Below are 21456 nucleotides of genomic sequence, written 5' to 3'. Positions count from 1 at the left end.
ATTCCCAGGCTCTCCAACGACATCGCTCGGGCGGGTGCGCGAGCGACTTCGCTCGCAACCCTACCCGAGGTCCGATGGCGCGACCCTACCCGACGGGCGGGACGGGGTGGGAGGGAGCCGCGCGCGGCGCGTCGAACGGCAGCGCCACGACCCGGGCGCTGGTGGGCGAGCCGTCGGCCGGCCGCAGCGTGACCCGGTCGCCGGGCTCGATCTCGCGCCGCACGAGGGCCAGCGCGATCGGGCCGTCGACCGGCGAGCGGACGCTGGTGGTGACGCGGCCGATCTCGCGCCCGTCGGCGACCAGCACGGTGCCGGGCGGGACGCTGCGCTCCAGCCGCAGGCCGCGCAGGTGGCGGTTCGGACGCCCGCGCCAGTGCAGCCGCGCGACCGTCTCCTGGCCGACGTAGCAGCCCTTGGTGAAGCTGACGGCGCGGTCGACGATCCCGACCTCGGCCGGCATCACCCCGTCGTCCATCTCCTGCCCGAGCCGCGGACGGCCGGCGCGGACGCGGACGATCTCGGCGGCGGCCTCCGGCACCGGGACCGCGCCGGCCTCGCGCAGCGCGCTCAGCACGGCGGCGCCGTCCTCGGCCGCGGCCAGCAGGTCGACGCCCTCGGCGGTCCGCACCAGCCGCACCGGCCGGCCGCCGATCTCGGCCGCGACGTGGTCGTGCTCGGCCGGGCCGAGGCCCGCGGCGGCGTCGCCGAGCAGCGCGCCGGCGCCGGGGCCGATCAGCGACAGCAGCGACCGCTGGAGGGTCTGCTTGTGCAGCTCGGCGTCGAAGCCGATCAGGTGCCGGCGCAGCTGGTCGAAGAGCGACTGCAGGCCGACCCGCTCGCAGAGCAGGAACAGCTCGCCGTCGAGGTTGAGGACCCGCAGGTCGCAGACGATCTTGCCCTTCGGCGTCAGCAGCGCGGCGTAGCTGCCGTGGCCGGGCGCGATCGCCTCGATGTCGGCCGTCACCTGGCCGGTCAGGAAGCCGGCGGCCTCGGTGCCGGTCAGCGAGAGCTTGCCGGCGGCCGAACGGTCGAGCACGCCGACGCCCTCGGTCAGGACCCGGTGGCCGCGCTCGACCTCGGCGTCGTCGACCTCGTCGACGGGCGCGGGGGGGACGGCGGCGACGACCGGTCGCTGGGGCTGATCGCTCATGCCGCCCGAATGTAGCGCGCGCCGATCGGCGCCCCGCCGGCAGGGGCGGTGCGGGCGCTATCGTCCCCGGCAATGGCGCTCGTGGAGACGTTCAAGCGGGTCCTGGACTCGCTGCCCGACGACTGGACCGACCTGACCCTCGATCTGCGGATCGCGGACGAGGATCGCTACGTCGAGGCGGCGACCTACGTGACCACGACCTGCAACGCCCAGCCCTACTCGCGCAGCGAGTGGCACTGGCGGATCCTCGTCGCCCACCGCTTCGGCCACGCCGCCGCCCCGACCGCGGTCGAGAGCGCGCTCTCGCTGCTCGATCAGGCCGGGCTCGACGGCGAGCTGGTGGTCCGCGACGTGCGGGTCGGCCGGGCCGAGGTCGAGCCGATGTGGGGCCGCGGCGAGACGGCCCGGGCCGAGTTCCGCCGCCTCCGGGCCCACTGACCGCGGCCGTCCGCGACGTTCCGGTCGCCCCGCGTCCGGAACGTCACATCCGGCGGCGCTCAGCCGCCTGGCGCCCGCTCCCAGACCAGCCGCGCCACGTCGGGCGCCCGCTCGACGATCCCGACCTTCGCCTCCCAGCGCGCCCAGCGGGTCATCGCGGCGCGGTCGATCGTCAGCGCCCGACCCTGGCCGTCGAGGAAGGCCGGCGTCACCGCGCGCAGCTGCTCGGCGGTCGTCGAGGGGTCGATCGTCTTGTCGCCCGAGCCCTTCTGGAGCGCGTCGATCACGATCTGACTCTGGCCGGTCGGGGTCGTGCCGGCCGCCTGGTAGCCCTCGGCGGTGGCGGCCAGGAAGCGCTCGATCGCGTCGCCCTCGCGGGCCAGCAGCTTCGGCGTCGAGACCAGCAGCAGCTCCGGGTAGCGGGGCGCGCCGTACTCGTCGAGGCGGAAGATCCGCGCCTTCGGCCGCCGGGCGCGGACCGCCACGCCCTCGGCGTTCCAGAACGCGGTCGCGGCGGCGACCCGGCCGCCGAGGACCGCGGCGACGGCCTCGAAGCCGATCGTCACCCGCCGCACCCGCCGCGGGTCGCCACCGTCGCCGCGGACGATCTGGTCGACGGCGGCGTCGTCGCTCGGCAGCCCGGTGACCCCGACCTTGCGGCCCTCCAGCGCCCGCGGGCGGCGGACGCCGGGGGCGGCCACCAGCGACGAGAGCGGCCGCTGGACGAGCGCCCCGACGGCGACCAGGTCGGCGCCCTTCTCGCGGGCGATCGCCAGGTCGTGGATGTCGAGCACGGCCAGGTCGCTGCGGCCGGCGGCCAGCAGCTTGGTGCCGTCGGCGCCCGAGCCCGGCACGTTGATCTTCACGTCGAGCCCGCGGTCGCGGTAGAGCCCGCGCTGCTGGGCCAGGTAGAGGCCGGCGTGGACGGCGTTCGGCGCGAAGTCGAGGGTCAGGGCCAGGGCGGTCCGCTTCGGCGCCGGCGCGGTGGTCGTCGATCCGTCGTCTCCGCCCGATCCCCCGCAGCCCGCCAGCAGCGCCGCGCTCGCCAGGAGCGCCAACGGCCGGATCACCAACCTCGAACGTCGCCGGCGGAGCGGGCGCGCGTCGCGGGTGGCCGGGCAGCGAGGGTCCTGCGATCCAGACATGCCCCGAATGGTCGCGCGCCCGCGCTTCGGAGGGGCTGCGGCCCGTCGCGAAGGGGAACGCTGCGCCGGTTCGTAGACTCAGCGGCGGGATGAGCCGGCGCGTCACGTTCTCGCGGAACCACACCCTGTCGCTGTCGCGCACCTGCAGCTCGGTCTGCAAGTACTGCGCGTTCGCGACGCGGAAGTTCCATCTCCACACGCCCGAGCAGGTGGAGCAGATCCTCGACGAGGCCGTCAAGCGGCGCACCAAGGAGCTGCTGATCCTGACCGGGGAGCAGCCCGACAGCCACCCCGAGGTGCTGGCGCAGCTGAACGCCTGGGGCCACGAGGACTTCGTCGCCTACGTCGTCTGGGCCGGCGAGCGGGCGCTCGAGCGGGGCCTGCTGCCGCACACGAACCTCGGCGCCGTCTCGCGCGAGGACCTGGCGCGGCTGCGCAAGGTGACCGCCTCGCAGGGCGTGATGCTGGAGTCGATCAGCGAGCGGCTGATGGAGACCGTCCACGCCGGATCGCCGTCGAAGCACCCGGCCCGGCGGCTGGCCACGATCGAGGCGGCCGGGGAGCTGAAGATCCCCTTCACCTCGGGGATCCTGGTCGGGATCGGCGAGACGCGCCAGGAGCGGTTCGACAGCCTCGCCGCGCTGGCCGAGGTCCACGGCCGCCACGGCCACCTGCAGGAGATCATCCTCCAGAACTTCGTCCCGCACGAGCGCTACTACGGCCGCGACGTCGGCCGGATCGCCGACCAGGCGGCGCGCGACTACTGGCGGACCGGGATCGCCGAGGGCGGCGGCCTGGGCTGGAAGGACGCGCCGCACCTGGACCTGCCCGAGTGGGCGAACCCGGTCAGCGTCGAGGAGATGGAGGAGCTGGTCGCCGAGACCCGGCGGCTGATGCCCGACGTCGGGATCCAGATCCCGCCGAACCTGGCCGACTGGTGGCCGCGGCTGGTGGCGGCCGGCGCGACCGACCTCGGCGGGCTCTCGTCGAACGGCGACCACATCTCGCCCGAGCACCCGTTCCCGTCGCCGAACCAGGTCCGCGACCTGCTGAAGCCGCAGGGGATCGCCCTCAGCGAGCGGCTCTGCGTCTACGGCAAGTACATCGACCAGCAGTGGGTCGATCAGGCGGTGCTCGACACGATCACCGTCAAGTACTGGACCTTCATCCCGCGCGGGACCTCCGGCCGCGGCGAGGCGCCGTTCGTCGTCGACCGCGACCTGGTCGCCCCGGCGGTCGCGAAGGCCCGCGACGGCGCCGCCCTCTCGGAGCAGGAGCTGACGGCGCTCTTCGTCGAGCGCGATCCGGTCGCGGTCGAGGAGATCCGCGCCGCCGCCGACGAGCTGCGGAGCGAGCTGGCCGGCGACACGGTGACCTTCGTGGTCAACCGCAACATCAACATCTCGAACGTCTGCACCGTCGGCTGCGCGTTCTGCGGCTTCGGCCAGTCGAAGCGCTCGCCCGACGCCTACACGATCGGCGAGCAGGAGTTCGACGAGCGGGTCCGGCAGGCGGTCGAGTACGGCGCCACCGAGCTCTGCATCCAGTCCGGGATCCACCCCGACTGGCAGCTGGAGGACTACCTCGGCTGGCTGCGGTTCGCGAAGGAAGCGGGCCGCCGCCACGGCCGCGACCTGCACCTGCACGCCTACAGCCCGATGGAGATCGACCACATGGCGGTCCTCTCCGGGCTGCCGCTGGACGAGCTCTTCGGGCGCCTGCGCGAGGCCGGGCTCGGCTCGACCCCGGGGACCGCGGCCGAGGTCCTCGACGACGGCGTGCGGCAGCGGATCTCGCCCAACAAGCTGCCGGCGTCGCGCTGGGTCGAGGTGATCGAGGCCGCCCACCGAGCCGGCGTCCGCTCGACCTCGACGGTGATGTTCGGCCACATCGAGGAGCCGTGGGAGCTGGCCCGCCACATGGCCGTCGTCCGCGGCGTCCAGGAGCGGACCGGCGGGATCACCGAGTTCGTGCCGCTCTCGTTCATCCCCTTCCAGACCCGGCTCGGCCGCACCCACGGCGTCCAGGAGATCTCGGCCGAGGACAACCTCCGCCACACCGCGGTCTTCCGGCTGGCGCTCGGCCGGACGATCCCCAACCTCCAGGCCTCGTGGGTGAAGATGGGGCTGGAGGCGGCGACCGAGGCCCTGCGCTGGGGGGTCAACGACCTCGGCGGGACGCTGATGGAGGAGAACATCTCGCGGCTGGCCGGCTCGCACTACGGCGTCCGCCTGGATCCCCCGGAGCTGATCGCCGCGGCCCACGCCGCCGGCCGTCCCGCCGCCGAGCGGACGACGCTCTACGGGATCCGCCGCGAGCACCCGCTGCCGCTGCGCGACGCGGCCTGACTGGCGCGTCCGCGTTACCGTGGTGTGATGAGCACCCCCGGCGAGTCGATCACCCCTGAGGGACTCGAGGCCCTGAAGGCCGAGCTGGCCGAGCTGGAGGGCCCGGCCCGGCGGGAGATCGCCGCCCGGATCCAGCGGGCGCGCGAGCTGGGCGATCTGAAGGAGAACGCCGAGTACCACCAGGCGAAGGACGACCAGGCGCACCTGGAGACCCGGATCGCGATCCTCGCCGAGCGTCGCCGCAACGCGGTCGTGACCGAGGTCTCGACCGACGACCACGTGGTCGGCTTCGGCTCGACGGTGACGCTGGTCGACGCCGACAACGGCAAGACCCAGACCTGGACCCTGGTCGGCGCCGCCGAGGCGGACGTCTCGCAGGGCAAGCTCTCGATCGAGTCGCCGGTGGCCGAGGCGGTCATGGGCCGGGCCGTCGGCGAGGTCGCCGAGGTCCAGACGCCGCGCGGGTCGCGCAACCTGCGGATCGACGCGATCGGCGCCTAGCGCCGGTCGCCCGGGCGGTCGCGGGACCGCCCGGGCGTGCGTGCGGCGGCCGTCAGCGGACGCTGACGCGGAGCATGCGGCTGACGCTGTGGCCGCCGACCGTCACCCGCAGCGGGATCCGGTGGACGCCGCGGCGCGCGGTCGGCGCCACCCGCAGCGGCAGCCGGACCGTGCGCGAGCCGCGACCGGCGATCCGGCCGACCGTCGTGCGGACGGTGCGGGCGCGGCCACCGGTCAGGGTCGCCGGCAGCCGCAGCCGCAGGCTCGTCCGGCGGACCGCCGAGCTGCGCTGGTTGCGGAGGCCGATCCGGACCGTCGCCGTGCCGCCGCGGCGGACCGTCGCGCGGCCGGTCGCCCGCGCCACGCGGCCGACCACGATGCTGACGTTGATCGTCAGCCCGCTGCCGGCCGGCCCGCGGTCGCCCTTCGGCCCGGCGGGGCCCTGGGGACCGGCCGGTCCCTGCGGGCCGCCGGCGCCGCGGTCGCCCTTAGGCCCGGCGGGGCCCTGCGGTCCGGTCGCGCCACCCGGACCCTGAGGGCCGCCGGGGCCCTGCGGACCGGCGGGACCCTGCGGTCCGGTCGGTCCGGTCGGCCCCTCCGGCCCGGCGGGACCCTGCGGACCGCCCGGCCCGGTCGGCCCCTCCGGTCCGCTCGGCAGCGCGGTGCTGGTGGCGGTCAGCGCGACCTCGTGCGTGCCGGGCGCGTCGGCGGTCAGGACCAGCTTGGCGTGCGAGACGGTCCGCTCACGGGCGGGCGCGAACCGGACCCGGACGGTGCAGCGGCCCGCGGGCTCGATCGCGTGGCCGTCGCCGCAGCCGTCGGCCGTCAGCAGGAAGTCGTCGGCCGAGGCGCCGTCCTCGTCGGCGATCCGGACCTTCGACACGTGCAGCGGCTGGTCGCCGGAGTTGGTCACCGTCACCGTCTGGGCCGGGCCGACGGTGCCCGCGGCCTGGTCGGGGAAGGTCGGCGTGGTCGCCTCCAGCTTCGGCCCGACCGGCGCGGCCGGGGCGGCCAGCGTCACCAGCGGCGGGTCGTGGTCGGAGACGTGCAGGCCCAGGTCGGCCCGCTCGGCGTAGTCGTTGTCGAGGTGGGCGTAGCGCAGGTCGCGGACCTTCGGCAACAGGCCGGGGGTGGCCAGCGCGTGGTCGAGCGTCTGCAACCGGCCCTGGTACATGAAGCTGTAGCGCTCCTGCTCGGGCGCCCGGCTCCAGAGGTTGGTCAGCGTCCCGCCCTGCTGGGCGACGGTCAGCGGCGTCTCGTCCTCGAAGGCGTTGAGGTCGCCGATCGCCAGCACCTCGGTGCCCGCGGCCTGCAGCCGCTCGGCCTCCTGGCGGACGACCGCGGCCTGCTGGTCGCGGCAGCCGTCGACCGACGACTTCGAGGCGAAGTGGTTGCTGATCACCGTCAGCCGCAGCCCGGCGCGCGGCTCGACGTCGAGCGCCAGTGGCGGACGGTCGAAGAGGTGGCTCGTGTCGCCGCAGCGGAGACCGCCGGTCGGCGTCACGTCGCGGCCGACCTGGCGGGCGCCGCCGTGGACGGTGACGCCGTCCTTGACCAGGAAGCCGACGTCGATCCCGCGGGCGTCGAAGCCCTCCTCGGCGTAGGCCGTGTAGCCGCCGACCTTCGTCGCCAGGTCCTGCAGCACCTGGAGGCTGGTCTTCCCACCCGCGGCGCCCTGGCTGTCGCCGATCTCCTGGATCGCGACCACCTCGGGCGCCCGCAGCCGCTCGCGGATCGCGGTCGCCAGCCCGGTCAGCTTCTCGTCGTACTCGGCCTGGGTCACCGTGTGCAGGTCGAGGTCGGCCCCGGGCGGGAACAGGTTCTCGACGTTGAAGCCCGAGACGCGGACCTCGTCGGCGGCCTTCTCCGGCACCGTGTAGACGGCGGGCACCGACGGATCCTCGGTCACGGTCGGCTTGCCGTCGGCCTGGACCACCAGGTCGTAGTTGGAGAAGCCGAAGCCGAGCGGTCCGCTGGCGTTCTCGACCTTGGCGAAGAGGTTGCCGCGGACCAGCGTCGTCGAGGGATGCTCGCGGACGTAGGGGTTGTCGGGGTCGCCGGAGCCGGCGTCGTCGATCAGCGCCAGCAGGCTCGGGGCCGGGTTCTGGCGGAAGACCCGCTGCTTGGCCGTTCCGGGGGTCACGAACAGCTCGCCGAACTTCGACGTGCCGCCGCTGTTGGCCACGCCGACCGGCAGCGAGACCCGCATCCCCTCGAGCGTCTCGTAGTAGGAGCGGGTGCCGTCGGCGGCGACCGTCTGGGCCTCGGCCTTCGCCTGGTCGATCGCGACCGCCGGCGGAACCTGGCCCTCGCCGAGGACGGTCGGCTCCTGGCCGTTGGCCTCGGCGATCATCGTCAGGCCGAACTTCTCCTTCACCTGGCCGGTGATCCGGACCTTCTTGCCGAGCAGCGCCGCGCGGTCGTTGCCGGGCCCGCGGACGTAGCCGACGAAGATCCCCTCGGACGTCTGCGGGTCGCCGTCGGCGTCGGCCGTCTCGGCCTGCACGTAGACCCCGGCGTCCTCCGGGAAGGTCTGGCTGTAGTTGGCGCCGATCTCGTCGTCGATACCGGTCACGACGCCCTCGATCGTGACCGTCTGGCCGCTCTTGGGGCTGGTCGCGCCGCTGCCCTGGACGTCGTGGATCGGGGTCACGGCCGGCCCGCTGGGCCCGCTGCAGGCGTCGCCGCAGGCGGTCGGCGTCGACGGCGAGGCGACGCTGAAGTCGGCGCCGTTGTCGTTCGTGTCGGCGCCGGCCGCGTTGCGGGCGAAGGCCTGGTCGGCGGTGCCGCTGGTCGGCAGCGTCAGGCCGGCGCCCTCGCGGTAGGCGGCCGGGGCGGCGCTGCTGCCGACGGCGTCCTCGATCGCGTCGGCGGCGGTCCGCAGCTGGATCCCGCCGGTGTCGGTGACCCCGGTGTTGTAGGTCAGGTCGGGGACCGCGCTGCCCGAGTAGCCGCTGGTCGCGTTGTTGGCGATCAGGTAGCGGCCGCCGGCCGGCAGCGTGACGCCGGCGGGGACGGTCGCGCGGACGCTGTTGGTGCCGGCGCTGTTGGAGGCCTGGAGCTTCCAGCCGCCGATCGCGACCGGGGCGGTGCCGCTGTTGCGCAGCTCGACGAACTCGTCGTTGCCGCCGGCCGGCCCGCGGAAGCGGAACTCGTCGACGACGACGCCGGACGGTGACGCGGAGGCCACCGGGGCGGCGACGGCCGCGGCGGCCAGCAGGCCGGCCACGGTGAGGAGCGCGCCGGTGCGGGCGCGCGGGGGACGGGGCATCGGAACCTCTCGACGGACGGAGACGGGCGCAGCCGCCGCGGGGGCGGCCGGCTGCTGGCGCGAACCTAGGTCAGCCCCGGCGGGTCGGCGTCACCAGCGCGTGAACCGCTGGTGAGCGGCCGGTGAACGGCGCCGGATCAGGCGCCGAACAGGTCCTCGTCGGCCGCCCGCCGGAGGAGGGCGGCGCCAGGCCCGTGCTCGTCGGTCGTCCAGCGGTCGAGGCCGTCGACCCGCACCGCCGGCTGGCCGCTGGCCTTGCCGCGGGCCAGGTCGGCCGCGCCCGCCAGCTGGTCGGCGATCGCGATCTGGGTCGCCCGCAGCTCGCGTCCGTGGCGGTCGTGCTCGCCGCGCTGGTCGTCGAGCGCGACCAGTCCCGCGCAGCCGATCGCCACCTCCGCCTGGCCGTGGCGCCAGGGCCGGCCGAAGCTGTCGGCGATCACCACCGCCGGGCGGCCGGGCAGCGCGTCGCGCAGCTCGCGGGCCGAGCGGTCGGGATCGACCGGCAGCGTCACGCAGAGCCCGTCGGCGACGTTCGACGAGTCGACCCCGGCGTGGGCGGCCACCAGCCCGTGGTGGGTGCGGCAGATCAGCACCCCGCGCTCGGCCCGGATCAGCTCGCGGCTCTGGTCGAGGACCACCTGGACGACGACCGGGTCCTTGTCGAGCACGGCGGCCAGCTCGAGGGCGCGCGGGCCGGGCTCGACCTCGGCCAGCCGCACGATCGCGCCCTCGGCCTTCGAGACCACCTTGTGCGAGACGACCAGCGCCGCACCGGCCGCGAACGGCTCGGGGTGGACCGCCCGCACCAGCGCCGCCAGGTCGTCGCCGGGGACGACCTCGGGCAGCGGCGGCAGGGCGCGGACGCGCAGCTCGGCCACGGCTCAGAGGATCCGGGGCAGCAGCCCGCGGGTGTGCGACGCGCCGCCGCGGACCTCGTCCAGCCGCGCCTGCAGCGCCTCGAGGTCCTCGCGGGTGTCGACGTCGAGCAGCAGCGTCTCCGGCCGGGCCTCGAAGACCGCGGCGCCGGCGGCCTTGGCCGCCTCGGCGTGGCGGGCGCGGCTGCCCTCGCCGAAGGCGGCCGGCATCACGTCGGGCGGGGTCAGCACCAGCGCGTTGGTGCCGCTGCCGTGGCGGTCGGGGACGATCGTCACCTCGGGCCCGTCGTGCGGGTCGGCGGCCAGCAGCCCGTCGACCTCGGACGGGTCGAGGGTCGGGCAGTCGCCGGGGACCAGCAGGACCCGCTCGGCGCCGCGCCCGAGCGCCCACTGGATGCCGGCGGCGACCGCCTCGCTGTGGCCGAGGTCGTGCGCGTCGGGCAGGACCTCGGCGTTGTAGTTGACGGCGATCTGCTCGGCGACCGGCTCGCCGGTCACGACGATCACGCCCTCGACCAGCTGCGAGCGACGCAGCGCGATCAGGACGTCGGTCACCATCGCCTGCATCAGCGCCACCCGCGAGCGGGCGGGCAGCACGTCGGCCAGCCGCTGCTTGGCGTTGCTGAACCGCTTGACGGGCACGATCGCGATCGTCCTCATGCCGCGCTCCCCCGACGGGCGGCCAGCCGCTCGCAGAAGTCGAGCACCTCGCCGGCGACCTGCCGCCGGGCCGCGGGATCGGCCAGCAGCGTGTCGGTCCGCAGCAGCTCGAGGCCGTCGATCGCGGGACCGGCCTCGTCGGTCACCAGGCCGTCGAGCAGGTCCTCGTAGAGCCGCGCGACGCCGCGCGCGTCGGCTTCGACGCCGGCCCAGTCGAGGAACGCCCGGGTCGGGCCCTTGATCACCTCGCCGGCGACGAACGGCGCGACGGCGACCACCGGCACGCCGTTCGCGCGGGCGTCGCGGATCGCCTGGCGGATCGCCGGCACGGCCAGGATCGGGCCGATCGAGATCACCGGGTTCGAGGGTCCGATCACGATCGCGCTGGCGGTCCGCAGCGCCTCCAGCGCCTCGTCGGTCGCGACCGCCCGGTCGGCGCCGTCGAAGGCGACGTCCTCGACCACCGGCGGCGGCTCCTGGCGCAGGCGCCGGATCATGAACTCCTGGAACGGCCACCAGCCCTCGGCGGTCCGCACCCGGGTCCGGATCGGGTCGTCGCTCGGCGGCAGCACCCGCGCCGTGACGCCGAGCGCGGTCGCCGCCTCGGCCAGGGTCTCGGTCAGGCGGGCGCCCTCGGCCAGCCGCCGCGCGCGCCGCAGGCAGAGCGCCAGGTCGCGGTCGCCGAGGTTGAACCAGACGTCGTCGCCCAGCTCGCGGAGGCCGTCCATGACGGTGAAGGTGTCGCCCTCCAGGCCCCAGCCGCGCTCGTCGATCCGGTCGGCCAGCCAGAAGGTGACCAGGTCGGGATCGGGGGAGACGTGGCCGCCGTGGATCTCGACGTCGTCGCCGGTGTTGGCGAGCACCACCAGGCGCTCGCCCAGGTGGTCGGCGAGCCCGCGGGCGAGCTTCGCGCCCCCGGTTCCGCCGGCGAGGACGACGACCGGCGGAGCCGGCGTCACGCGAGCCCCGTGATGTGGATGCCGGCGTGGGCCTTGTTGCGGATGTTGATGCCGATCAGCAGCGGCGTCAGGCCCTCGACGATCCGCGACTGCTCGAGCCGGCCGGCGTCGACGCAGCGGAGGCCGTCGATCACGGACAGGAGGTCGATCACGACCTGCTTGTCGGCCTTGCGGTCGCCGCAGATCAGGGTGTCCTGGGCGAGCTCGTGGTCGAGGTCGGCCAGCAGGTCGGCGGCGAGCGTGTGGAGCCCGGAGACGACGCGCACGCCCTTGGGCACGAGCGACTGCGCCTGCTGCGCGGCCGACCCCTGCCAGACGCCGATCAGGGTCGTCGGCTTGCCGCCGATCGCGGGGCCGAGCGGGACCGTCGCGTCGAGCACGATCTGGTCCTCGCGCAGCACCTCGGCGAGCCCCTTGAGGGTCGCGGCCTGGCTGGCGAACGGCACGGCCACGACCACGACCTTCTCGGCCGCGGCGGTCGCCTCGGCGTTCTCCAGCCCGCGCAGGTCGCCGGACGGCACGAGCGCCTTCGCCCGCTCGGCCGCCTCCTGGGCACGGCCACCGTCGCGGGAGCCGATCACCACCGGGACGCCGGCGCGCGCCAGTCGCAGGGCCAGCCCGAAGCCGAGCTGACCAGTTCCACCGAGGATCGCAACGGGGCCGAACACGACGGGGGAGTATAGGTGTGCGATCGGTGCGCGCCGTCACGCGCGGACGGACGGCCGGACGGGTGTCGGGGGCCGGCCGCTCGACAACGGCGGCCACGGCGTGCGACCGTGCGCGTCCGATGCTCGTCCGTGCGCACCGCGGGAACACGCTCGCCGCCGGGGTGGTCGTGCTTACGGCGTTCGTCGTCGAGGCCGAGCTGCGGCTGGACCTGGACGACGGCCCGCGGCTGGCCCTGACCGCCGGACTGGCGCTGCTGGCGGGCGTGCTCGGCCTGGCCTCGCCGGTCCAGGGCGGGCGGCCGCGCACCTACCAGGAGCTGCTGCACGCGATCACCACCCTCGCCGCGACCGCCGCCGCGGTCCACCTGGCGGCGGTCCTCGGGGCCTCGCTCGGCGACGGGCCGGCGGCCGGCACCGTCGCCTGGGTGGCGGCGGTCGGCGCGCTCTGCGGTTTGGCCCAGGCGCGGGCCCGCGACGCGACGCTGGCGCTGCTGCTCGGCACCGTGCTGGCGATCGTCGCGTTGCTGGCCGCGGCCGCGGCGCTGTGGCCGGGCGACGACCCGCTGGCCGGCGTCCGCTGGATGCTGGTGGCGGTGCTGGTGCTGCTGGTCGGGGCGATCCTGGTCCGCTTCGACCGCCGCTACCGCCACGCGGTGGTGCTGGCCGACGTGCTCGGGGTGGCGGTGGTGCTGCTCTCGGCGACCTTCCTGGTCCGCGCCGACCATCGTCTGGCCGACCTGCTCGGCGTCGCGCCCGGCAGCGGCGGGGCCGGCGGCGGCTGGGAGCTGCTGCTGCTGGCCTGCGGCTTCGGCCTGGTCGGGCTCGGCTCGGCCGCCCGCGAGCAGGGACCGGGCTGGCTGGGGGCGATCGGGCTGGTGGCCGCGCTGCTGGTGGTGGCGCGCGGCGGGGGTGGCCTGGTCGGCTGGCCGCTGGTGCTGCTGGTGGTCGGCGCGGCGCTGGTCGCGATCGCGCTGCGGCCGGTCGAGCGCGAGGTCCCGGCCGACCCCGAGGAGGCGGCCGGCCTGGAACGGGCGCCGGCGGTCGTGCTGCCGGTGCGGCCGGTGGTGCTGCCGCCCGAGGACGACGAGCGCTAGGCGCCCGTCGTGCGGTGGACGTCGCGGGCGCTGGCCTGGTCGCGCGGCCGCAGCACCACCTGGTCGAGGACGACGTGGGCGGGGCGGGTGACGGCGAAGGCGATCACGTCGGCGACGTCGTCGGCGCTCAGCGGCGTCATCCCCGCGTAGACCGCGTCGGCCCGCGCCTGGTCGCCGTCGAAGCGGACGGTCGAGAACTCGGTCTCGACCATCCCCGGATCGACCTCGACCACCCGCACCGGCTGGCCCAGCAGCTCCAGCCGCAAGGTCCGGGTGAGCGCGCCGACGGCGTGCTTGGCCGCGGTGTAGCCGGCGCCGCCGGGGTAGACCTCGAAGGCGGCGATCGACCCGACCACGACCACCCGGCCGTCGCCCGAGGCCACCAGCCGGTCGAGCAGCGCCTTCGTCATCCGCGCGACCCCGAGCACGTTGGCCTCGAACATCCACCGCCACCGCTCGAGGTCGGCCTCGGCGACCGGCTCCAGGCCGAGCGCGCCGCCGGCGTTGTTGACCAGCACGTCGCAGCGCTCGACCGTCGCGCAGAAGGCCGCGACCGAGTCGGGGTCGGTGACGTCGAGCGCCACCGCCCGGCCGCCGGTCTCCTCCGCGACCGCGGCCAGCCGCTCGGCGCGGCGGGCGCCGAGCACCAGGTCGAAGCCCTCGCGGGCCAGCCGCCGCGCGACAGCGGCGCCGATCCCGCTGCTCGCTCCGGTGACGACGGCGACGGGGCGGGCGGCGGCGGGGGCGGGCATCGGCTGGTTCTAGCAGCCGGCCGCGGTCGGGCGGGCGCGGCCGGCGGGGCGGTAGCGTCCCGCCCATGGACGACCTGCTCTGGGCCGGCGGCGACGCGCAGGCCGCCGCCCTCCGCGAGGGGCGCACGACCGCCCCCGAGCTGCTGGAGGCGGTGCTGGCCCGGATCGCCCGCGTCGACCCGCAGCTGAACGCCTTCCGCGCGGTCTTCGCCGACGAGGCTCGGGCCGCCGCCCGCGCCGCCCAGGAGCGGCTCGACGCCGGCGAGCGGACGCCGCTGCTGGGGGTGCCGATCGCGGTCAAGGACGACGTCGACGTGGCCGGCGACGCGACCGGCTTCGGCGGCCGGCCGCAGTACCCGCCGGCCGAGCGCGACAGCGAGATGGTCGCCCGGCTGCGGGCGGCGGGGGCGGTGATCGTCGGCCGCACCAACGTGCCCGAGCGCTGCATGTGGCCCTTCACCGAGACGCTCGCGCGCGGCGCCACCCGCAACCCCTGGAGCCTCGACCACACGCCGGGCGGCTCGTCGGGCGGCACCGGCGCGGCGGTCGCGGCCGGCCTGGTCGGGGTCGCCACCGGCTCCGACGGCGGCGGCTCGATCCGGATCCCGGCGGCGCTCTGCGGCCTGGTCGGGATCAAGACCACCCGCGACCTGGTCGCGACCGCCCCGAGCGGCGAGATCTGGCACGGCCTGTCGGTGTTCGGTCCGCTCGGCCGGACCGTGGCCGACGCGGCGGCGATGCTCGACGTGATCGCCGCCGACGGCGCGGCCACGGGCGAGGCCGACGGCGGCTCGTACCGGGCGGCGGCCGACGCCGACCCCGGCCGGCTGCGGATCGCGCTGGCCTGGAACGGGCCGCTCGGACCGTCGCCGATCGAGCGCCAGCGGCGGGCGGCGGTGCGCGAGACGGCCGAGCGGCTGCGGGCGCTCGGCCACGAGGTCGTCGAGCGCGAGCTGCCGGTCGGCGTCCGCGCCTTCGCCCAGTTCCTCGTCCGCTACCTGCGCGGCGCCGGCGACGACGTGGCCGGCCTGCCGCACCCCGAGTGGCTGGAGCGGCGCGGCCGCGCGATGCGGCGGCACGGGCGGCTGGTGCCCGACCGCGCGCTGCGCTGGGCGCGCGCGGGGGAGGCGGACGTGCACGCCGCCCTCGACCCGTTCCTGCGCGAGTTCGACGTCGTCCTCCAGCCGTCGCTGATCGGCCCGCCGTGGCGGATCGGGGCCTTCCACGGGCGCGGGGCGCTGGCGACGATCCTCGGCGTCGCGCTGCGGATCCCGACGCTGCCGCTGTGGAACCTGGTCGGGTACCCGGTCGTCTCGCTGCCGGTCGGCCGCGACCGGGCCGGGCTGCCGATGGCGGTCCAGCTGGCCGGCGCCGCCGGCAGCGAGCGGCGGTTGCTGTCCCTGGCCGGCCAGCTGGAGCGCGAGCGTCCCTGGGTCGGCGACCGCCCGCCGCTGGACTAGCCGCCCTCCCCGCCTCGCGTGGCGGTTGACCCCCGGCGTGCGGGGCCGGCCCGCCACGCGAGCCGGGTGGGTGCCAGGATGGAGCGATGAGCGCCGACCTGGACGAGCTGCTGCGCGTGGCCGAGGAGGCGGCGCGGGCCGGCGCCGCCGAGCTGCTGGCCCGGGCCGGCGACCTGGCGGCGCTGCGGGTCGACGCCAAGAGCACCGCCACCGACCCGGTCAGCGAGGCCGACGTCGCCGCCGAGCGGGCGATCCGCGCCGTCCTCGCCGCCCGCGTGCCCGACGACGGGATCGTCGGCGAGGAGGGCGACGACGTGCCCGGGACGACCGGCCGTCGGTGGGTGGTCGACCCGCTCGACGGGACGGTCAACTTCCTCTACGGGATCCCGCAGTGGTGCGTCAGCGTCGCCTGCGAGGGCCTGGTCGGCGTGGTCCTCGACCCGCTCCGCGGCGAGCTCTTCGCCGCCACCGCCGACGGGCCAGCGACGCTCGACGGCGAGCCGCTCGACCCGCGCCCGGGGCCGGAGGGCGGGCTCGGCCACGCGCTCGTCTACACCGGCTTCGGCTACGCCAGCGAGGTCCGCCGCGAGCAGGCGGCGATCGTCGCCGGGCTGCTGCCCCGGATCCGCGACGTCCGCCGGGCCGGCAGCGCCGCGCTCGACCTGGCCTGGGTCGCGGCCGGCCGCGGCGACGCCTTCTACGAGTACGGCGTGAAGGCGTGGGACACCGCTGCGGGCGAGGTGATCGCCCGCGCGGTCGGCCTGCGGGTCGAGCGGCTGGATGCCCACGGCGCGCTGCCGCCGGGGATCCTCGTCGCCCCGCCCGCCCTGGTCGACGAGCTGCGGGCCCTGGTCGCGGGCCCGCGCTGAGCGGCCGCTAGCGGCGCCGGGCCTTGCGCTTGGCGGCGTTCTTGGCCGCGTTCGCCGCGCGCACCTTGCGCTTGTGGGCGGCCCAGGCGTCGATCTTGCGCTCGCAGTTGCGCATCAGCGGCTTGACCGAGCCGTAGCGGACGGTGTCGCGACCCGGTCCGCAGTCGACGATCGCGCGGATCTTGGTCGCGGTCTGGATCGTGTCGTCGCCCTCGCCGCCGTAGGCGCGGTTGCGGCCGTTGCCGACCAGCCGGATCGTGTCGTTGCCGGCCTCGCCACGGACGACGTTGTCGTCGAAGCCGCCCTGCAGGTAGTCGTCGCCGGGCCCGCCGTAGATCGTCTTGGTGCCGTTGCGGCCGCCGTAGATCGTGTCGTTGCCGGCGTCGCCGCGGAGCACGTCGCGCTGGCGGCGGGCGCGCGGGCCGCCGTTGTCGGGCCGGTTGTCGCCGAAGATGATGTCGTCGCCGCCGCGGCCGAGGACGGTGTTGCTGCCGTGGCCGCCGTAGAGTTCGTCGTTGCCCTCGGAGCCGGTGATCGTGCCGCTGCCCCAGTCGGTGGCGCTGATGTGGACGCCGCGCAGCGGGTCGGCGGCCAGCGGCTGGACGACGATCTGCTCGCAGTCGACGATCCGGCCGCGGTCGCGCAGGCCCTGGAGGGTCGCGGGGGCGACGTAGAGGGTGTCCTGGCCGGGGCCGCAGTCGAGCGCCTTGGCCATGTTCGGGCCGTTGGCGTAGATCACGTCGTCGCCGGGGCCGGCGTCGACGAAGTCCTGGCCGCGGGTGGCGTCGATCGTGTCGTTGCCGTCGCCGCCGATCAGCTGGTCGCTGCCGCTGCCGCCGTCGAGCTGGTCGTCGCCGTCGCCGCCGACGAGCCGGTCCATGTCGGGCCCGCCCTGGAGCACGTCGTTGCCGGCGCCGCCGTCGAGGCGGTCGGCCCCGACGTCGCCGAGCAGCGTGTCGTCGCCGTCCTGGCCGGCCAGCAGGTCCTTGCCGCTGCCGCCGTCGAGGCGGTCGTTGCCGCCGCCGCCGGCCAGCTCGTCGTGGCCGCCCTCGCCGTAGACCACGTCCGGTCCGGGGCCGCCCTGGACGACGTCGTGGCCGCCGTCGGTGTAGATCGTGTCGCCGCCGGGCGACGTGGTCCGCCAGCGGTCGCTGGCGGGCGTTCCGAAGACCGTGGCGGCCGGTGCGGATGACGCGGTGAGGAGGAGCATCCCGATCACCGCGGCGGCGGCGACGGCGGGCGTTCGGCGACCCGTACGAACGCGGGTCCCGTGGGTCCGGGAGGTAGGCACTGAACGATCGTACGGCGACGAACATCGTGTCCATGAGCTAGCGGACGCGAACTAGGCGAATCGCCGATGCCCGAGCCGCTGTACGCAGGCCCGGAGGGGCGAAACGGGCGGATCGGCGCCGGCCTTGGGCGCCGCCGCTAGGTTGCCGCGGTAGACCGTGGGAGCGGCGGGCGGCGCGTGTGCCGCTCGTCCTCCCGCACCCCCCCCGTCCCCAGGAGGAAGCATGCACCGTCGTTCGCGCAGGTGGACGATCGCCCGGACGATCGGCGCCGCGACCGTCGCGCTGGCCGCCACGGCCGGATCGGCCGCGGCCGCCGCGCCGGCCGCCCCGCCGGTCCAGCGGATCGTGACCGCCAACGTCGACTTCACCAGCTCGCCGGCGGGCGAGCGGTCGCAGGTCGCGCACGTGCTGGCGACCCGGCCCGGGATCGTCCTGCTGCAGGAGGTCCGCGAGCTGCGGCTGGCGGCGCCCGGCGGTCCCGTCCCGCGGCTCGACAAGTACGGGATCGTCCAGTTCTGGCGGGCCGGCCCGTTCAAGCGCGCCTCGGCGATCCTCTTCAAGAAGCCGCGCTTCCGGCTGGTCGACAAGGGCCTGGCGGTCGGCTACGAGGGCCGCGGCCGCGTCGACCCGCCGGCGCGCTACCTGCCGTGGGCGGTGCTGGAGGAGCGGCGGACCGGTCGCCGGCTGGCCGTGATCAGCGTCCACATGCCGAAGGCGTCGCTCTCCAACGCCTTCCACCGCGACGCCTACAAGGCGATGATCGGCCACTACCAGCAGCTGGTCACGGGCTTCCGCAACGGCCGCCGGATCCCGGTGATCGCGGGTGGCGACTGGAACCAGGACCTGAGCGACCGCAACCCGGTCGCGTGGGGCGCGATCACCGGCAACCACCGGGCGGGCCTGCGGACCAACTGGGAGCTGGGCCGGCCGTGCCCGTCGACGATCGCCAGCGGCGGCCGGTTCGACGGCTTCGGCCTGCGGACGGGGCCGGTGACGCTGCTCCAGCAGGGCTGCCTGGCCGCGCACACCTCCGACCACCGCCCGGTCTGGATGACGGTCCAGCTGACCGGCGGCGCCGCCTGAGGGCGGGTCACGGTCAGCCCGCGGGGGCCTCGTCGCCGGCCAGCCGCAGCAGCGCCGAGGCGAACTCGCGCGGGCGGCTGATCGGGGCGTAGTGGCCGCCGGGCACCACGGTCGGCTCGATCCCCAGCCGCTCGGCCACGATCCGCCGCTGGAAGGCGAGCGGGAAGAAGCGGTCGTCGGCGGCCAGCAGCACGTGGGTCGGGACGGCGGGCCAGGCGGTCAGCGGCCACGGCTGCTCCATCGCGCGGGCGGCGACCTGGCGCTCGTGGGCGCCGGCCTCGGCCGCGAGCGCCGGCGGGACGTCGTGGAAGAACGCCTCGTCGCCGCCGCTCTCCGGGGCGGCCTCGGCGTGGCCGGTGGCGGCCCACCAGTCCCCGACCGACTCACCGGGGGCGGGGATCATCGCGGCCAGCAGCACCAGCGCGCGGACCGGCCGCCGCTCGGCGACCAGCGGCGCGGTGAAGCCGCCCAGCGAGTGGCCGACGACGATCACGTCCTCGGCCTCGCCGAGCGCCGCGACGACCGCGTCGGCCAGGTCCCAGAGGTCGGCGTCGGGCCGGTCGCTCGGCAGGTCGACGGCGACCACGTGGTGGCCCTGCGCCCGCAGCTCGGGCGCCACCAGGTGCCAGTCCCAGGTGCTTCCGCCGCCGCCGTGGATCAGTGCGTAGGTGGCCATCGTGGTGTTCCTCCGGGGTCGTCGCCCGCGGCGGGGCGCCACGGGTCTGCTGGTGCAGACGGCGACGCGGGCCGGGACTCATCGGTCGCGGGTCGTCTGGCGCGAGCGCTTGCCGCGCGCAACGTAGAGCTTCATGTCGGTGAAGTCGAGCGTGACGGTGAAGGGCTTCCAGAAGCAGTGGAAGAAGGCGGCCGGCGCGTCGAACCCGGTGCCGTAGGGCCACGGCACGTTGACCGGCTGGTTCGGGTGGGTCTCGCAGTAGACGTGCCGGGCGGCCGCGGCGCCGACGCGGATCTCCGTCGGGTAACAGGGGTAGGTGACGGCCGGATGGCTGTGGGCGAAGGTCCCGATCGGGCGGTCGTGGTCGCTGCGGATCCGCAGCCGTTCGGCCGTCTTCCCGAGCACGACCGCGGCGCTCTCGCCGCCGCTGCCCCCGAAGTTGACGCCCACCACCCGCGGGCCGGAGCCGACCGCGCCCGCGACGCTGCCCGTGCTGTGCAGGTAGTGGTCGAGGGCCAGCCACAGCGGCTGCGGCTCGGCCCCGGCCCGCGTGGCCGCGACGCGGGCCTTCCGCGCCGACTCGGGGGTCCGACGCCGCAGGATCAGCGACCGGCCGACGTAGTCGAAGGTGGTCAGCAGGTGGTAGAAGACCCAGGTCCCGATCATGCCGTCGCTGCCGTCCGCGCCGAGGTCGTCGCCGGACTCCGTCGACGACCAGCCGACCGGGACGTTGCGCAGCTCGAGGCCGCCCAGCGTGAAGGCGTCGAGGATCCCGTAGTGCGCCCACATCGCGCCGCCCTCGCCCTCGATCTTCTGACTGGCCACTGCGCGGACCCCGGCCTCCCTCGCCGTCGAGGCGGTCAGCGACAGGTTCGGCGCGCCGGTGTAGAAGGTGAAGCGCTTCGGCGGTCCGCCGTTGACCGACGCCTGGACCAGCGGCATCGGGTCCATCTGCTCGATCGGGAGCCGGGCGACGTCGCCGTGGATCCGGTACGGCTGGCCGCGGACCGCGGCGAACCAGGCGGCGTAACCGTCCTCGCCGGCGGCCTTCCAGTGCGGCGCGGCGCGGGCGAGCTCGTCCTGCCGGAGGTAGCAGTCGCCCAGCAGCTGGTTGGTCTGCTGGTCCTCGGGCCGCAGGCGGTGGGCGATCGTCAGGTACTTCTCGGCCTCGGGGAAGCGGTTGGCCAGGAGCCCGACGTAGCCGCGCTGGCGGGCCGCGTGCAGGTTCCGCGGATCGCGCTCGAGGATCGCCTCGTAGGCGCGACCGGCCTGCTCGAACCTCCCGGCCTCGAACAGCGCGTCCGCGCTGCCGCCGGCCTTCGCCGCGACCGACGCCGTCGCCGACTCGGGCAGCCGGGCGAAGGCGGCCGCGCCGGCCATCGCCGCGGCGCCCTGGAGCACCGCACGGCGGCCCCACCGTCCCTCCGCCGGGCCGCTCGTGCTCGCCGCGTTCCGTCCGCTGTCGCTCATGCGGCCAGTCAAGGCGGCGGGGCGTTGTCAGCCCGTATCCGATCGGCGATACGCCGGCGATAAGGGCCGCGCCCTCCTCCTGCAGTACCCGGGGTGGGAATCGAACCCACACGCCCTTGCGGACAACGGATTTTGAGTCCGTCGCGTCTACCGTTCCGCCACCCGGGCAGGTGCCGGGGCCGTGGCCCCGGTCAGATCGTACGGGCCGCGCGGCGACCCGGGAGCGCGCTCAGGCGGTGGCCGGCGCGCCGGTGCTGGGGGCCGGCTCGTCGTCGTCGAAGCCGACGTGGTGCTCGACCTCGGTCTGCCAGTTCTGGGAGAAGGCGACGATCGCGATCACGATCACGATCACCTGGGCGATCAGGATCCCGATCGTCAGGCCGCCGAGCTGGGCCGAGAGGTCGGCGTCGTTGTAGCCCGGCTGGTCGCGCTCGTACCACTTCTGGATCGAGACCATCGCGAAGATCCCGATGAAGGTGGCGATGCCGGCCGCCATCGGCAGCACGCCGCGGCTCCAGCGCAGCACCTGGATCACGAAGATCAGGTTGATCGCGATGAAGACGACCTGGGCCGTCTTCGCCTCCTGCAGCAGGTCCCAGCCGCGGATCGAGACGATCGCGATCAGCGCGGAGGAGACGAGCAGGGCCACGATCACCAGGATCCGGGTGAGCTTGCTCGAGGCCTTCTCGCGGTTGGGCCACTCGATGATCGTCTGCCGTGCCATGCCGGGGCGCAGCCTACACTC

The 21456-nt window shown here is 75.6% G+C and carries 19 protein-coding genes and 1 tRNA gene; 7 read left to right on the top strand and 13 right to left on the bottom strand.

What is annotated here, in order from left to right:
- Nucleotides 1-85: 85 nt before the first annotated feature.
- On the bottom strand, nt 86-1150 hold the full coding sequence (ygfZ, locus tag SH587_RS05665) for a CAF17-like 4Fe-4S cluster assembly/insertion protein YgfZ (protein WP_320669605.1): 1065 nt from the start codon (nt 1148-1150) through the stop codon (nt 86-88).
- A gap of 72 nt (nt 1151-1222) precedes the next feature.
- Here ygfZ and SH587_RS05660 point away from each other — a divergent pair, with 72 nt between their 5' ends.
- Nucleotides 1223-1588, top strand: coding sequence for a hypothetical protein (locus SH587_RS05660; protein WP_320669604.1), 366 nt, complete (start codon nt 1223-1225; stop codon nt 1586-1588).
- A gap of 59 nt (nt 1589-1647) precedes the next feature.
- On the opposite strand, the gene SH587_RS05655 is transcribed toward SH587_RS05660, so the two are convergent.
- Complete coding sequence (locus SH587_RS05655) at nt 1648-2646, bottom strand: ABC transporter substrate-binding protein (protein ID WP_320669603.1); 999 nt, start codon at nt 2644-2646, stop codon at nt 1648-1650.
- Between the two features lie 176 nt (nt 2647-2822).
- Between SH587_RS05655 and cofH the strand changes: the two genes are divergently transcribed.
- A complete protein-coding gene (cofH, locus tag SH587_RS05650; RefSeq protein ID WP_320669602.1) occupies nt 2823-5081 on the top strand; it encodes a 5-amino-6-(D-ribitylamino)uracil--L-tyrosine 4-hydroxyphenyl transferase CofH in 2259 nt (752 codons plus the stop codon).
- Between the two features lie 27 nt (nt 5082-5108).
- Complete coding sequence (gene greA / locus SH587_RS05645; protein ID WP_320669601.1) at nt 5109-5582, top strand: transcription elongation factor GreA; 474 nt, start codon at nt 5109-5111, stop codon at nt 5580-5582.
- A 52-nt stretch (nt 5583-5634) separates the two neighbouring features.
- Here the strand turns inward: greA and SH587_RS05640 are convergent, their stop codons facing one another.
- The 5 genes from SH587_RS05640 to npdG all read right to left on the bottom strand — a co-directional run bounded on the left by SH587_RS05640 (nt 5635) and on the right by npdG (nt 12015).
- Nucleotides 5635-8853, bottom strand: coding sequence for a lamin tail domain-containing protein (locus SH587_RS05640; RefSeq protein ID WP_320669600.1), 3219 nt, complete (start codon nt 8851-8853; stop codon nt 5635-5637).
- A 137-nt stretch (nt 8854-8990) separates the two neighbouring features.
- Complete coding sequence (gene cofE, locus SH587_RS05635; RefSeq protein ID WP_320669599.1) at nt 8991-9731, bottom strand: coenzyme F420-0:L-glutamate ligase; 741 nt, start codon at nt 9729-9731, stop codon at nt 8991-8993.
- A 3-nt stretch (nt 9732-9734) separates the two neighbouring features.
- The gene (gene cofC, locus SH587_RS05630; RefSeq protein WP_320669598.1) at nt 9735-10388 is read right to left on the bottom strand and encodes a 2-phospho-L-lactate guanylyltransferase; all 654 of its coding nucleotides are present in this window, start codon (nt 10386-10388) and stop codon (nt 9735-9737) included.
- Nucleotides 10385-11347 carry a 2-phospho-L-lactate transferase gene (gene cofD / locus SH587_RS05625; RefSeq protein ID WP_320669597.1) on the bottom strand — a complete coding sequence of 321 codons (963 nt, stop codon included), beginning with the start codon at nt 11345-11347 and terminating at the stop codon, nt 10385-10387. The genes cofC and cofD overlap by 4 nt, the downstream gene beginning before the upstream one ends.
- On the bottom strand, nt 11344-12015 hold the full coding sequence (gene npdG / locus SH587_RS05620; RefSeq protein ID WP_320669596.1) for an NADPH-dependent F420 reductase: 672 nt from the start codon (nt 12013-12015) through the stop codon (nt 11344-11346). Before npdG ends, cofD begins: the two co-directional genes overlap by 4 nt.
- A gap of 119 nt (nt 12016-12134) precedes the next feature.
- On the opposite strand from npdG, the gene SH587_RS05615 reads away from it, so the two are divergent.
- Nucleotides 12135-13109: a hypothetical protein gene (locus tag SH587_RS05615; RefSeq protein ID WP_320669595.1), complete on the top strand. Its 975-nt coding sequence runs from the start codon at nt 12135-12137 to the stop codon at nt 13107-13109.
- On the opposite strand, the gene SH587_RS05610 is transcribed toward SH587_RS05615, so the two are convergent.
- On the bottom strand, nt 13106-13861 hold the full coding sequence (locus SH587_RS05610; RefSeq protein ID WP_320669594.1) for an SDR family NAD(P)-dependent oxidoreductase: 756 nt from the start codon (nt 13859-13861) through the stop codon (nt 13106-13108). The two genes, SH587_RS05615 and SH587_RS05610, sit on opposite strands and share 4 nt — an antisense overlap.
- 65 nt (nt 13862-13926) lie before the next feature.
- Between SH587_RS05610 and SH587_RS05605 the strand changes: the two genes are divergently transcribed.
- Nucleotides 13927-15321: an amidase gene (locus tag SH587_RS05605; RefSeq protein ID WP_320669593.1), complete on the top strand. Its 1395-nt coding sequence runs from the start codon at nt 13927-13929 to the stop codon at nt 15319-15321.
- 86 nt (nt 15322-15407) lie between these two features.
- A complete protein-coding gene (locus SH587_RS05600) occupies nt 15408-16190 on the top strand; it encodes an inositol monophosphatase family protein (RefSeq protein WP_320669592.1) in 783 nt (260 codons plus the stop codon).
- Nucleotides 16191-16197: 7 nt separating this feature from the next.
- On the opposite strand, the gene SH587_RS05595 is transcribed toward SH587_RS05600, so the two are convergent.
- On the bottom strand, nt 16198-17400 hold the full coding sequence (locus tag SH587_RS05595; protein WP_320669591.1) for a calcium-binding protein: 1203 nt from the start codon (nt 17398-17400) through the stop codon (nt 16198-16200).
- A 304-nt stretch (nt 17401-17704) separates the two neighbouring features.
- Between SH587_RS05595 and SH587_RS05590 the strand changes: the two genes are divergently transcribed.
- Complete coding sequence (locus SH587_RS05590; RefSeq protein ID WP_320669590.1) at nt 17705-18565, top strand: endonuclease/exonuclease/phosphatase family protein; 861 nt, start codon at nt 17705-17707, stop codon at nt 18563-18565.
- Nucleotides 18566-18578: 13 nt separating this feature from the next.
- Here SH587_RS05590 and SH587_RS05585 read toward each other — a convergent pair whose 3' ends face one another.
- From SH587_RS05585 to SH587_RS05570, 4 genes are all read right to left on the bottom strand, one after another.
- Nucleotides 18579-19241: an alpha/beta fold hydrolase gene (locus SH587_RS05585; RefSeq protein WP_320669589.1), complete on the bottom strand. Its 663-nt coding sequence runs from the start codon at nt 19239-19241 to the stop codon at nt 18579-18581.
- 78 nt (nt 19242-19319) lie between these two features.
- Nucleotides 19320-20711 (bottom strand): aspartyl protease family protein, encoded by a 1392-nt coding sequence (locus SH587_RS05580; RefSeq protein ID WP_320669588.1) that lies wholly within the window; start codon nt 20709-20711, stop codon nt 19320-19322.
- An 85-nt stretch (nt 20712-20796) separates the two neighbouring features.
- Nucleotides 20797-20879, bottom strand: a tRNA-Leu gene (locus SH587_RS05575).
- A gap of 61 nt (nt 20880-20940) precedes the next feature.
- Nucleotides 20941-21435, bottom strand: coding sequence for a hypothetical protein (locus SH587_RS05570; RefSeq protein ID WP_320669587.1), 495 nt, complete (start codon nt 21433-21435; stop codon nt 20941-20943).
- Between the last annotated feature and the right edge of the window lie 21 nt (nt 21436-21456).

It is taken from the genome of Patulibacter defluvii (assembly GCF_034096925.1).
In the GTDB taxonomy this organism is placed as follows: Bacteria; Actinomycetota; Thermoleophilia; order Solirubrobacterales; family Solirubrobacteraceae; genus Patulibacter; species Patulibacter defluvii.
The sequence above is the reverse complement of the archived record's forward strand: the minus strand, read 5'-3'. Positions and strand labels throughout refer to the sequence as shown.

What these genes read in the sequence shown, in the direction of transcription:
- ygfZ (WP_320669605.1), bottom strand. Translation starts at nt 1,150, where the DNA reads ATGAGCGATCAGCCCCAGCGACCGGTCGTCGCCGCCGTCCCCCCCGCG.
- SH587_RS05660 (WP_320669604.1), top strand. Translation starts at nt 1,223, where the DNA reads ATGGCGCTCGTGGAGACGTTCAAGCGGGTCCTGGACTCGCTGCCCGAC.
- cofH (WP_320669602.1), top strand. Translation starts at nt 2,823, where the DNA reads ATGAGCCGGCGCGTCACGTTCTCGCGGAACCACACCCTGTCGCTGTCG.
- greA (WP_320669601.1), top strand. Translation starts at nt 5,109, where the DNA reads ATGAGCACCCCCGGCGAGTCGATCACCCCTGAGGGACTCGAGGCCCTG.
- SH587_RS05640 (WP_320669600.1), bottom strand. Translation starts at nt 8,853, where the DNA reads ATGCCCCGTCCCCCGCGCGCCCGCACCGGCGCGCTCCTCACCGTGGCC.
- cofC (WP_320669598.1), bottom strand. Translation starts at nt 10,388, where the DNA reads ATGAGGACGATCGCGATCGTGCCCGTCAAGCGGTTCAGCAACGCCAAG.
- SH587_RS05615 (WP_320669595.1), top strand. Translation starts at nt 12,135, where the DNA reads ATGCTCGTCCGTGCGCACCGCGGGAACACGCTCGCCGCCGGGGTGGTC.
- SH587_RS05610 (WP_320669594.1), bottom strand. Translation starts at nt 13,861, where the DNA reads ATGCCCGCCCCCGCCGCCGCCCGCCCCGTCGCCGTCGTCACCGGAGCG.
- SH587_RS05605 (WP_320669593.1), top strand. Translation starts at nt 13,927, where the DNA reads ATGGACGACCTGCTCTGGGCCGGCGGCGACGCGCAGGCCGCCGCCCTC.
- SH587_RS05600 (WP_320669592.1), top strand. Translation starts at nt 15,408, where the DNA reads ATGAGCGCCGACCTGGACGAGCTGCTGCGCGTGGCCGAGGAGGCGGCG.
- SH587_RS05595 (WP_320669591.1), bottom strand. Translation starts at nt 17,400, where the DNA reads ATGCTCCTCCTCACCGCGTCATCCGCACCGGCCGCCACGGTCTTCGGA.
- SH587_RS05590 (WP_320669590.1), top strand. Translation starts at nt 17,705, where the DNA reads ATGCACCGTCGTTCGCGCAGGTGGACGATCGCCCGGACGATCGGCGCC.
- SH587_RS05585 (WP_320669589.1), bottom strand. Translation starts at nt 19,241, where the DNA reads ATGGCCACCTACGCACTGATCCACGGCGGCGGCGGAAGCACCTGGGAC.
- SH587_RS05580 (WP_320669588.1), bottom strand. Translation starts at nt 20,711, where the DNA reads ATGAGCGACAGCGGACGGAACGCGGCGAGCACGAGCGGCCCGGCGGAG.
- SH587_RS05570 (WP_320669587.1), bottom strand. Translation starts at nt 21,435, where the DNA reads ATGGCACGGCAGACGATCATCGAGTGGCCCAACCGCGAGAAGGCCTCG.